Source organism: Salegentibacter echinorum, assembly GCF_900129445.1.
GTDB classification, from domain to species: domain Bacteria; phylum Bacteroidota; class Bacteroidia; order Flavobacteriales; family Flavobacteriaceae; genus Salegentibacter; species Salegentibacter echinorum.
This window is the reverse complement of sequence record NZ_FQVT01000005.1, coordinates 55,634-68,181: the sequence shown is the minus strand read 5'-3', so window position 1 is coordinate 68,181 and position 12,548 is coordinate 55,634. Positions and strand designations below refer to the sequence as shown.

Genomic DNA, 12,548 nt, shown 5'->3' with positions numbered 1-12,548 from the left:
TTTGTACGAAAACAAGGCCAAATACACCAACCTTATTAAAACCGAAGCGAAACGTCTCGGGTTTTTGTCTTGTGGAATTTCTAAAGCAGAATTTTTGGAAGAGGAAGCACCCAGGCTGGAAGCTTATTTAAATAAAAACTGGCAGGGCGAAATGCATTATCTCGAGAATTACTTCGATAAGCGTTTAGATCCCACCAAATTGGTGCCCGGTTCTAAGAGTGTAATATCATTGTTGCTCAATTATTATCCGCAAGAAAAACAACGGGAAGATACTTATCAAGTAAGTAAATATGCTTACGGTCGCGACTACCATTTTGTGATAAAAGACAAGCTGAAAGACTTGCTTAATACCATGCGAGATGAAATTGGGGATATAGAAGGTCGCGCTTTTGTAGATTCGGCTCCGGTTTTGGATAAAGCCTGGGCAGCAAGAAGCGGGCTCGGCTGGATAGGGAAGCATTCTAACCTGCTTTCTAAACAAACCGGTTCCTTTTATTTTATTGCCGAACTCATTGTAGATCTAGATTTGGAATATGACACCCCGGTGACCGATCACTGCGGAAGCTGTACCGCCTGCATCGATGCCTGTCCTACAGATGCCATTGTAGAGCCTTATAAAGTAGATGGTAGCAGGTGTATTTCTTACTTTACCATAGAATTAAAAGACGAATTGCCTAATTCTTATAAAAATCAGTTTGAAGACTGGATGTTTGGTTGTGATATTTGCCAGGATGTATGTCCTTGGAACCGCTTCTCCAAACCACATAACGAACCTTTATTTAACCCACATCCCGAATTACTGGAGAAAGACCGAAAGGGATGGGAGGAACTTACCCGCGAAACTTTTAATGAAATCTTTAGAAAATCAGCCGTAAAGCGTACTAAATTCCAGGGCTTAAGGCGAAATATCGACTTTTTAAAAGATTAGCTGTAATAAATTTACTTTTCTGTCACTAAACAGATAAAAGGAGCTTTGAGTAAAGATTTCTATACGCAGTTTATTTTACCCTATGCAGGCATCATCATTAAAATTTGCCGCGCCTATACCGACACCGAAGAAGATTTTCAAGATTATTATCAGGAGATTTGCCTTCAATTATGGAAAGGTAGGGATAATTTTAAAGGCAATTCCAAATGGTCCACCTGGGTTTACCGTGTTTCGCTAAACGTATGCCTTTCGCTGCTTAGAACGGATAAAAAAGTTTCAAAAAATAGTGTAGAACTGCCCGAGGTTGAAGGAAGCTTGCAGCCAGATGCAAATCCTTTTACCAATGAATCTTTACAATTGCTGTATCAAGCCATAAAGCAATTACCCGATCTGGATAGAGCAATAATCCTGCTTTATCTGGAAGAAAATTCTTATCGGGAAATTGCTGAAATAATGGGACTTTCAGCAAATAATATTGGAGTGAAAATTACGCGAATTAAGAAAAAACTAAAAGAACTACTTGATGGAAAGATCTATTGAAAATATTTGGAAAGAGGGATTTCAAGCTGAAGAAAAGTTGTCAGCGCCGGTAATATCCAATCTGTATAAAAGAAAATCTAAATTGGTAATTCAGCAAATCAAAAACAGGTCAAAAAAGGATAATCTTAGTTTGATTCCTGTTGCGCTCATTATGTTTGGAGTTCTTGCTTTTATAGGAAAGGCTTTGTTAGGGTTATATGTGGTGGTTCTAATTTCCGCTTTATTTTTTCTGAATAAAAAAACACTAAAAAACCTGGAAGCTATCGATATTAAGACCAATACTTACGAGTATTTGATAACCTACCGGAATCAAATTAAAAATATCACTACCAAAACTACCTGGCTTTTGGGAATAGGTCTGCCCATAGCTATCATTCCTGCTTACTGGATATTTTTTGATGGAACTAAAGTCATGACCAATTTTAAAGAACTTGCTTTGGGGATAGAAATCCTTATTGTTGTGGGAATGACCCTGGTTTTGTTGCTGCTTGGTGTTCTAAGTTATCGTCTTAGTACACGTATGATGTATGCGAGACTCCTTGAAAGATTGGAAAGTACTATTGAAGATATGGAAGAATTGATGAAAAATAGCTTTGGAAAATAATTGGAATTGAATTTTTGCTGTGTATATTGGTTATAAAGTAATTTGAAATTATATACAGGAAAAAAGTAAAGCTTCCTACCTTTGTAAAGAAGCCGAAAAAAATAGAATATGAGCAATAATCCGAGAAAGAGAAGAGAAGCCTTGGTTTACCACGCAAAGCCAAAACCGGGAAAAATTGAGGTGAAACCAACAAAAAAATATGCCACCCAAAGGGATCTTTCCCTGGCTTATTCCCCAGGTGTTGCAGATCCCTGCCTGGAGATTGAAAAGGATAAAGAAAATGCTTATAAATATACCACTAAGGGAAACCTTGTGGCGGTAATTTCTAACGGAACTGCTGTGCTGGGACTGGGCGATATTGGTCCAGAAGCTTCCAAACCGGTAATGGAAGGAAAAGGTTTACTCTTTAAAATTTTCGCCGATATAGATGTTTTTGATATTGAAGTAGATACTAAAGATGTCGAGAAGTTTATAGACACGGTAAAAAATATTGCTCCAACTTTTGGAGGCATTAATCTTGAGGATATTAAAGCTCCGGAAGCTTTTGAAATTGAACAACGCCTTAAAGAAGAGTTGGATATTCCGGTGATGCATGACGATCAACACGGCACAGCCATAATTTCTGCAGCAGCTTTATTAAATGCTTTGGAAATTGCCAAAAAGAAGATTGAAAAAGCAAAAATTGTGATAAGCGGGGCAGGTGCAGCTGCAGTTTCCTGTACAAAACTGTATAAAGCTTTTGGAGCAAAAGAAGAGAATATTGTGATGCTAGATAGCAAGGGTGTGATTAGAAAAGACCGTCCTAATCTTTCTGAACAGAAAAGTGAATTTGCAACTTCCCGAAAAATAGACACCCTTGAAGAAGCCATGAAAAACGCCGATGTTTTTGTGGGGCTTTCTATTGCCGATATTGTTTCGCCAAAAATGCTAAAGAGTATGGCAAAACGACCAATAGTATTTGCCATGGCCAATCCTAACCCAGAGATCGATTATCAACTCGCCATGGATACCCGCAAAGATATTATTATGGCCACCGGGAGAAGTGATTACCCTAACCAGGTGAATAATGTACTGGGGTTCCCATTTATTTTTCGTGGTGCTTTAGATGTTAGGGCTACCAAAATTAACGAAGAGATGAAAATGGCAGCGGTAAAAGCGCTTGCTGCATTGGCAAAAGAAGCAGTACCAGAGCAGGTAAATGTTGCCTATGGGGAAACCAGGCTTAATTTTGGTGCAGATTATATAATTCCAAAGCCTTTTGATCCCCGGTTAATTGCGAAAGTGCCACCGGCTGTAGCGCAGGCTGCTATGGATAGTGGCGTAGCGAGACAACCAATCACAGATTGGGAGAAATATGAGGATGAACTCTTAGAGCGTATGGGTAGTGATAATAAGATTACCCGTTTGTTGTTAAACCGGGCAAAACTTAATCCCAAGCGAATCGTGTTTGCCGAAGCAGATCATTTAGATGTACTCAAAGCGGCGCAAATAGCATCAGATGAGGGGATTGCTGTCCCTATCTTACTTGGTCGTCGCGAGGTAATTAAAGAATTGATGGCCGAAATAGATTTCACTGAAGATGTGAAAATTATAGATCCCAAATCTGATGAAGAAGAAAAGCATAGAAAAGCTTATGCCCAGGTATATTGGAAAACCAGGAATCGTAGTGGAGTAACGCTTTATGATGCCGAAAAATTAATGCGGGAGCGCAACTATTTTGCCGCCATGATGGTAAATGAAGGGGATGCCGACGGATTGCTTTCCGGTTATTCCCGTGCATATCCTACTGTAATAAAACCTATGTTAGAACTTATTGGAATGGCAAGGGGAATTAATAGGGTTGCAGCTACTAATATTATGAACACTTCGCGGGGACCGCTATTTATTAGCGATACTTCAATAAATATAGATCCACCTGCAAAAGATCTTGCTAAAATTGCTCAAATGACAGCCAAAACGGTTAAATTATTTGGAATAGAACCAGTAGTGGCAATGATTTCTTATGCCAATTTTGGTTCTTCAGACGATCCACGCGCGACCAAAGTAAAAGATGCCGTTTCTTATTTACATCGTATGTGCCCAGATTTAAATGTTGATGGAGAATTGCAAAGTGACTTTGCATTAAATAAAGAAATGTTGCAAAGTAAATTTCCTTTCTCTAAGCTAGCCGGGAGAAAAGTAAATACATTAATCTATCCAAACCTGGATTCAGCAAACAGTACGTATAAGCTTATAAAAGAGTTGAATGATGTAGATTCTATCGGGCCTATTCTAATGGGTATGCGTAAACCGGCACATATTCTTCAACTTGGTGCGAGCGTTGAAGAAATTGTAAATATGACCGCGGTAACGGTAGTAGATGCTCAGGAAAAGCAGAAGCGGGCTAAATAAGATTTGAGCTTGTTTATACCAATTTAACTTTGTAAAGTCGCAAATAAAGCGAAGTTGCTTTTTTGTTCTATGACGCTGCGATTGGTTTGCATAGCCATAGCTATGGAAATTATGAGCAAGGAAATAGAGCAGAAAATGAACGAGCTTTAATGCGTCATTATAGCGTTAAATTGGTATTAAGCCCAAAACTAATTTTGGGCTTAAACATTCGCTTAAATTGCCTCAATTCTATAAAAAAATATACGAGAACGCTACAAACCGATATATTAACGACTTAGCTTAGTATATTTCATTACATTTGAAGTCTTAAGTTACAATTTTATGATTCATCATCTAAAGGGTCAATTAGTTGAGAAAAACCCTACCTATGTAGTCATTTCTTGCGGTGGAGTTGGGTATATGGTAAATATTTCCCTTCACACTTTTTCATTACTTCCAGATGCAGAGGATATTACGCTTTATACCCATTTACAGATTAAGGAGGATGCGCATACCTTGTATGGTTTTTTCCAGAAATCTGAGAGGGAAATTTTCAGATTATTAATTTCTGTTTCAGGGGTGGGAACCAGCACTGCGAGAACCATGCTTTCTTCCTTAGAACCCAACCAGGTAAAGGAAGCTATTGCACACGAAGATGTTGCTACGATAAAAAGTGTAAAAGGAATTGGTGCCAAAACAGCCCAGCGGGTAATTTTAGATCTAAAGGATAAGATTTTAAAAGTATATGGGGAAGATGAGATTTTTGTTCCTCAAGACAATACAATTAAAGAAGAAGCGTTATCTGCATTAGAGACTTTGGGTTTTGCCAGCAAGCAAGCGACCCGGGTGGTAGATAAGATTGTTAAAGATTCGGTAAATCCTTCCGTAGAATCTATTATAAAACAGGCGCTTAAAAACTTGTAAGACTTTGAGGCAAAATTACCTGAAATTGTCAACTTCGGTTAGGCTCACCTTGTTGTTTTCTTTGATGCTTTCATTGAGTTCTACAGCACAGGAGACTCCGCAAGATACTACACAAACCGGCTATGAGTTGGGAGAAATTTCTTTGCCAGATTCACAATTAATTTCCTCTAAGTACGAATACGACCCTGTTCTAAACCGCTATATATATCGCGAGAAACTTGGGGATTTAGATCTAACTATTCCACTAATTTTAACGCCAAAACAATATGAAGATCTCGTCATGGAAGAATCTATGCGGGATTATTTTAAGTTAAAAACCGATGCGCTGGAAGGTAGAAAAGAAGGCGCAGATGAAATTCAACGGGATTTATTACCAGATTTTTATGTAAATAATGACTTCTTTCAAAGCATTTTTGGAGGGACAGAAATTAATATTGTTCCGCAGGGATCTGTAGAAATGGACCTTGGTTTACTTTATACCAAACAGGATAATCCCGCTTATTCTCCAAAAAACAGGAGTAACCTTACTTTCGATTTCGATCAGCGTATCAGTTTGAGTTTGCTGGGAAGGGTTGGAAAACGACTTCAGATTACCGCAAACTATGATACCGAATCTACTTTCGATTTTCAGAATCAATTAAAACTGGAATACACGCCCACCGAAGATGATATAATTAGAAAAATTGAAGTAGGGAACGTAAATATGCCGCTAAATAATGCCTTAATGCAGGGGGCTCAAAGTTTGTTTGGTTTTAAAACCGAATTGCAATTTGGGAAAACCCGCATCACCGGAGTTTTTTCTGAACAAAAATCAGAACGAAGAACGGTGAATGTGGAAGGTGGTTCTACGGTTGAAGATTTTGAACGTTTTGCTTTAGATTACGATCAGGACCGTCACTTCTTTCTGGCACATTATTTTAGGGATCATTATGATGAAGCGCTAAAAGATTATCCTTTTATAAACTCCAATATTCAAATAAAACGGGTGCAGGTATGGGTAACTAATCGCACGAATAATGTGCAAAACCTTACCGATACCAGGAATATTGTGGGGATTCAGGATTTGGGGGAAGCAAATGCCGAAGGAAATATAGGGCTAAAAAATGTTCCTGCCGGATTTTTTAATGAACCTGCCGGTGCTTTTCCAGATAATGCGAATAACGATTTTAACCCTTTTGGAATTACCGGTAGTGCGCAATCTGTACTAACCCCGGCGATTAGGGATGTAGCCACCGTAGAAAATGGTTTTGGCGGAGTGCAGGTTTCTGAAGGGCTGGATTATGTGAAGTTGGAAAATGCGCGGCAACTGCAACCCAACGAATATAACCTAAATTCAGAATTGGGTTATATTTCATTAAACCAGCGATTAAGTAATGACGAGATTTTGGCGGTTGCCTTTCAATATACCGTAAACGGAAAAGTTTACCAGGTAGGAGAGTTTGCGAATGACGGTGTAAATGCCACCGGGGATGCTAATCCAACTCCCAATCCAGGACAGGATCCCAACACCAATCTAAGGGTAAACAAAAACCTGGTGGTGAAAATGCTAAAAAGTACCATCACCAATGTAGAGGAACCGGTGTGGGACCTTATGATGAAAAACATCTATAATCTTGGCGCTTATCAATTAGAGCGGGAAGATTTTAGAATGAATATTCTATATACAGATCCGCAGCCCTTAAATTACATTAAACCGACTAACGATGGTGCTGTGCCGCTTCCGGAAGACGTAGCCGAAACTCCGTTGCTTCGTGTTTTTAACCTGGATAATTTAAATACCAATAACGATCCTATAAACGGTGGGGACGGTTTTTTCGATTTTGTACCCGGTTTGACCATTGATCCCGAAAATGGGAATATAATTTTTACTTCCGTAGAACCTTTTGGAAAACATTTGTTCGACGAGTTGGATAATAATCCCAATGCCGGGGTAGAAGATTATGATAATCCTGAAACATGGAATGCCAATCAGGAAAAATATGTGTTTAGGTCACTTTACCGTACTACAAAAACACAAGCGGAACAGGAAGATGCCGATAAAAATAAGTTTCAGCTAAAAGGAAGATATACTTCTGGGGAAGTAGATGGTATCCGCATTGGTTTTAACCTGCCGCCGGGTTCGGTTACCGTGACGGCGGGGGGGAGAGTCCTGCAGGAAGGTGTGGATTATGTAGTAAACTATGAATTGGGGCGGGTGCAAATTATAGACGAAGCTTTGCTGGCATCTGATATTCCTATCCAGGTAAATACAGAAAACAATGCTTTATTTGGGCAGCAAACCAAGCGTTTTACAGGCTTAAATGTAGAACATCAATTTAATGAAAACTTTTTAGTAGGCGCTACTTATTTAAATCTTAGGGAAAAACCACTCACCCAAAAAGCCAATTATAGCTACGAGCCCATTAACAATTCCATCTTTGGTTTTAACCTTAATTATTCTACCGAGGTCCCGTTTTTTACAAGATTGGTCAATAAACTCCCCAATATAGATACCGATGTTCCTTCAAATTTCTCGGTTACCGGGGAATTTGCCTATTTGCAGCCCGGTTCTCCGGCAGTAAATGATTTTGAAGGAAAAGCAACCACGTATATAGACGATTTTGAAGCTGCGCAAACTTCCATAGATATCAATTCTCCGCTTAGCTGGGAGTTGAGTAGTGTGCCACTTGGTTACGGTGGGGAGTTGGCCAATGGTAATATCAATGTAGGAAATAAGCGGGCGAAAATGTCCTGGTACACTATAGATCCTATTTTTTACAGTAGAAATAGACCTTCGGGAATTTCAGAAAATGATATTTCCAGTTATGCCACCAGGAGGGTTTCCTTAAATGAAATTTTTCCAAATACCGACGTTGCTCAAGGTCAGGCTCAGGTGATTTATACGATGGATGTTTCTTATTATCCCGAAGAACGTGGGCCTTATAATTTTAATCCTGCCGCGAGCAATAATTCTTTACCTAATCCCGGGGAAAGTTTTGGCGGAATGATGCGGGGAGTAAACACTACAAATTTCGAACAAAGTAATGTGGAGTTTATAGAGTTTTGGGTGATGGATCCTTATATTTATGAGGAAAATGCGGGAAAATCTGGAGGAAGTATCAATTTTAATTTAGGGAATATTTCTGAAGATGTGGTAAAAGACGGCCGCAAGCAATATGAAAACGGCCTGCCTAAAGATGGTGGTGCTCAAAATACTATTGCTACCGAATTAGCAAAGGTGCCGGCAGATCAATCCCTGGTGTATGCTTTTGATTCTGAAGGGCAGCAACGTATAAATCAAGATGTTGGTTACGATGGACTTTCTGATGCTGAAGAAGCTGTGAAATTCCCAAATTTCGCTGGTCTTCCTGATCCTGCCGCAGATAATTATCAATATTTTTTAGACGCTGAAGGAGACATTGTTAGTCGTTATAGGAATTATAATGGTATTGATGGCAACTCTCCCACCGAAGTTGGAGATACTAATAGAGGAAACACCACCCTGCCTACGGCTGAAGATGTGAACCGGGACAATACCATGAACACAATAGATAGTTATTTTGAATATGAAATTCCTTTCTATCCCGGGATGGATGTGAACAATAACCAATATATTACCGATGAGAAAAAGTCGCAGGTAACTATGCGAAACGGGCAGGAGATCCCGGTGCGATGGGTGCAATTTAAAGTGCCAATCTACGAGCCTACAGATGCTAAAGGCGGTATTGCAGATTATAGGTCTATTAGATTTATGCGAATGTTTCTATCAGATTTTAAAGATGAGACGTTGCTGCGATTTGGTACTATGGAGTTGGTGCGTGGCGATTATCGTCGTTATACCCGTAACCTTCGGGATAAAGGTAATATTCCTGAAAACCAAAATACTTTATTTGAAGTTTCTGCCGTAAATATTGAGGAAAATGAAAACAGGGAGCCAATTCCTTATGTTTTGCCTCCCGGTGTGTTTAGAGAAGAGCTTTATGAAAATAACACCAATGTAAGACAGAACGAACAATCTCTGTCATTGCGCGTTTGTGATTTAGTGCCGCAAGATGCCAGGGCCGTTTATAAGAATTTCCAAATTGATATGAGGCAATACAAAAATTTGGAAATGTTTCTTCACGCTGAAGGACTTCAGGGGAAATCGCCGCTAAAAGATGAGCAGTTAGTTGCTTTTCTAAGAATAGGAACAGATTTTTCAGATAATTATTATCAGGTGGAAATTCCGTTGACGCCAACCAGTTTTGGAGCGCAAACGGCTGAAGAAATATGGCCGGAAGTCAATAAAATGGAATTGCCTTTAGAACTATTACAAAGGGTTAAAACCAGCGTGCTGGGTGATCCTTCCCTTAATGCCGGAAATCTTAACTTCTTTACCGAGAATTTAGAGGTCATAGATGAAGAGGAGTCTTATGAAATGGGACAATTGCGGCTTGGAATAAAAGGGAATCCAAGCTTCGGGAACGTGCGCATGCTAATGTTAGGAGTGAAAAATGGAACGCCTACTAACGGGGTTCAGGATATTTGTGGAGAGGTTTGGTTTAACGAGTTAAGGCTTTCAGACCTCGATAATGAAGGTGGTTGGGCTACAATTATTAATATGGATACCAATTTAGCCGATTTCGCTACCGTTGCAGCCACCGGAAGAAAAAGTACGGTTGGTTTTGGTACCATAGAACAGGGGCCAAATCAAAGAAGCAGGGAGAATTCCCAACAGTATGATGTCGTTACCAATATTAACGCCGGGCAATTACTTCCGAAGAAATGGGGTGTAAAAATTCCATTTAATTACAGTAGGGGAGAGGAGCTAATTACGCCAAAATACGACCAGGAATATTTAGATTTAGAATTGGATACCAGGCTGGCAGACATTGTAGATCCTGCAGAAAAGGAGCGGGTGAAAAGGCAATCCCAATCTTATACCAAGCGGCAGAGCTTTAACTTAATTGGTCTTAGAAAAGAGCGTACCGGTAAGGCAAAGCCCATGCCTTATGATATTGAGAATTTTGTGTTCACCACCTCCTATAACCAGGTAGATCATCGGGATTTTGAAATTGAAGAGGCTTTAGACCAGAATGTGCGGGTGGGCGCTACCTATGAATTTAATTTTGAGCCTAAAAAAGTAGAGCCATTTAAGAATATTTCGGCTTTAGATAGTAGTGATTATTATTCTTTGGTGCGTGATTTTAATATTAATTTGTTACCCTCTAATATCAATGCAAGTTCTAATATTTTACGGCAGTACACTCAGCAGAAGTTTAGATCTACAGAGCTTAGCGAAGAAGATATAAGCTTGCCAATACTGTATCAGCGTAATTATCTTTTCAATTGGGAATACGGGATAAATTACAACCTTACCAATTCTCTTAGCTTTAATTTTAATGCTTCCAATAATAGAATTGTAAGGAATTATATTGACGAACGTGGTTTTGCCGATAATAACATTGGGATTTGGGATAACTTTTTTAGCATAGGGGAGCCAGATGTTCACTTTCAAAACCTACAGGTAAATTATGAGCTGCCATTTAATAAAATTCCTGTCTTAGACTTTATTAAAGCTACCTATTCCTATACCGGGGATTTCCAGTGGCGCAGAGGTTCTAAAATTTACGATAATTTGGAAGACGTCCCAGATATTGGAAACAGCGTGCAAAACTCCAGCTCTCATCAAATTAATGCCAACTTAGATATGGAGCGGCTGTATTCCTACCTTGGTTTGGAGAAGAAAACCAATAAAACCGGGCAAACTATTAAGCAAAGAAGTGTGGGAGTGCCAACTTTAGATGCTAATAAGGATCCAGAGGTGGAAGAAACTACCAAAGCCCCTGTAAAGAAAACGAGCAAGGGCCATAATACGCTGGTAGATATTGCGACAATTGTGAGTAGGGTTCAGGTAAATTATCGGCAGAATGAAGGCACCTTCCTACCGGGATATACGCGTGGTATTGGGTTTATGGGAACCTTAAAACCAAGTACTGCATTTATTTTTGGATTGCAGGATGAGGTGCGTTATATGGCCGCAAGACGTGGATGGTTAACTACCTACCAAAATTTTAATCAGCAGTATTCTACCTTGAAAAATGAACAACTCGATTTTAAAGCTTCTTTGGCTACCTTACCAGATCTAACTATAGAACTTAACGCCAATAGAAATTATTCTGAAAATTATTCTGAAAATTATCGGGTAGATCAAAGCTCCATGCAATACGAGGCGTTAACGCCTTACAATTATGGTAATTTTAATATTTCTACCATTTTAATTAAAACCGCATTTAACCAGTCTACTGAGGAATCTTCCAAAACTTTTGAAACTTTTAGAGCAAATAGGTTAGAGATTGCCCGCCGTCTAGCAAGAAAACACGGTTTAGATCCTGGCGATACCGATGAGGATGGTTATCCAAAAGGACTTGGCAAAACAAGCCAGGCAGTATTATTGCCGGCATTTTATTCGGCTTATGCAGGGAAAGATCCAGGAAAGATTAAGCTTGGGGCTTTTAGAGATGCGCCGCTTCCTAATTGGGATGTGAAATATACCGGTTTGATGCGCATTGGTTGGTTTAGGGATAAGTTTAGAAGGATTTCCATAAATCACGGGTATCAGTCTAATTATACCATCAACCAATTTCAAACTAATTTAGATTATGACCCTGAAAATAAATTTGAAACCAACCAGGCCGGGGATTTTAAAAATCCAATGCTCTATTCTAATGTAGTGCTCACCGAATTGTTTACGCCCTTATTTCGGGTAGATTTAGAAACAAAAAATGCCATTCAGCTTTTAGCCGAAGTGAGAAAAGACAGAATGCTTTCTTTGAGTTTTGATAATAACCTGTTAACCGAAACTACAGGGAATGAATATATTTTTGGAGCCGGCTACCGAATTAAAGATTTAAGAATTGCTACCGGGCTGGGAGGGACCAATCGCATTTTAAGCAGTGATCTTAATTTTAAGGCCGATGTTTCCTTCCGAAGAAATAAAAGTATCATTAGATATTTAGATTTGGAAACAAGCCAGGTGGTATCGGGACAGGATATTTGGCGCATTAATTTTAAAACAGATTATGCGATTTCCAATAATCTTACCGCTATTTTTTACTACGAACACAACTTCTCTGAATATGCTGTTTCTACGGCATTTCCACAAACAACTATTAGGTCTGGAATAACCTTGCGTTATAATTTTGGAAATTAGTGAGGGCTTGT

6 protein-coding genes are annotated in these 12,548 nt (G+C 39.2%); all 6 read left to right on the top strand.

The genetic code is table 11. The features are described 5' to 3' along the window. Position 1: 1 nt before the first annotated feature. The 6 genes from queG (at position 2) to sov (ending at position 12,537) form a co-directional block, all read left to right on the top strand. On the top strand, positions 2 to 928 hold the full coding sequence (gene queG, locus BUA71_RS09865; protein WP_139277084.1) for a tRNA epoxyqueuosine(34) reductase QueG: 927 nt from the start codon (positions 2 to 4) through the stop codon (positions 926 to 928). A 45-nt stretch (positions 929 to 973) separates the two neighbouring features. Next, positions 974 to 1,468: an RNA polymerase sigma factor gene (locus BUA71_RS09860; protein WP_072879256.1), complete on the top strand. Its 495-nt coding sequence runs from the start codon at positions 974 to 976 to the stop codon at positions 1,466 to 1,468. After that, the gene (locus BUA71_RS09855) at positions 1,452 to 2,072 is read left to right on the top strand and encodes a hypothetical protein (RefSeq protein ID WP_072879254.1); all 621 of its coding nucleotides are present in this window, start codon (positions 1,452 to 1,454) and stop codon (positions 2,070 to 2,072) included. The genes BUA71_RS09860 and BUA71_RS09855 overlap by 17 nt, the downstream gene beginning before the upstream one ends. A gap of 108 nt (positions 2,073 to 2,180) precedes the next feature. After that, a complete protein-coding gene (locus BUA71_RS09850) occupies positions 2,181 to 4,463 on the top strand; it encodes an NADP-dependent malic enzyme (protein ID WP_072879252.1) in 2,283 nt (760 codons plus the stop codon). Positions 4,464 to 4,784: 321 nt separating this feature from the next. Beyond that, the gene (gene ruvA, locus BUA71_RS09845) at positions 4,785 to 5,366 is read left to right on the top strand and encodes a Holliday junction branch migration protein RuvA (protein ID WP_072879240.1); all 582 of its coding nucleotides are present in this window, start codon (positions 4,785 to 4,787) and stop codon (positions 5,364 to 5,366) included. A gap of 64 nt (positions 5,367 to 5,430) precedes the next feature. Then, the gene (sov, locus tag BUA71_RS09840; protein WP_139277085.1) at positions 5,431 to 12,537 is read left to right on the top strand and encodes a T9SS outer membrane translocon Sov/SprA; all 7,107 of its coding nucleotides are present in this window, start codon (positions 5,431 to 5,433) and stop codon (positions 12,535 to 12,537) included. Positions 12,538 to 12,548: the final 11 nt, after the last annotated feature.

What these genes read in the sequence shown, in the direction of transcription:
- BUA71_RS09855 (WP_072879254.1), top strand. Translation starts at nt 1,452, where the DNA reads ATGGAAAGATCTATTGAAAATATTTGGAAAGAGGGATTTCAAGCTGAA.
- BUA71_RS09850 (WP_072879252.1), top strand. Translation starts at nt 2,181, where the DNA reads ATGAGCAATAATCCGAGAAAGAGAAGAGAAGCCTTGGTTTACCACGCA.
- ruvA (WP_072879240.1), top strand. Translation starts at nt 4,785, where the DNA reads ATGATTCATCATCTAAAGGGTCAATTAGTTGAGAAAAACCCTACCTAT.
- sov (WP_139277085.1), top strand. Translation starts at nt 5,431, where the DNA reads ATGCTTTCATTGAGTTCTACAGCACAGGAGACTCCGCAAGATACTACA.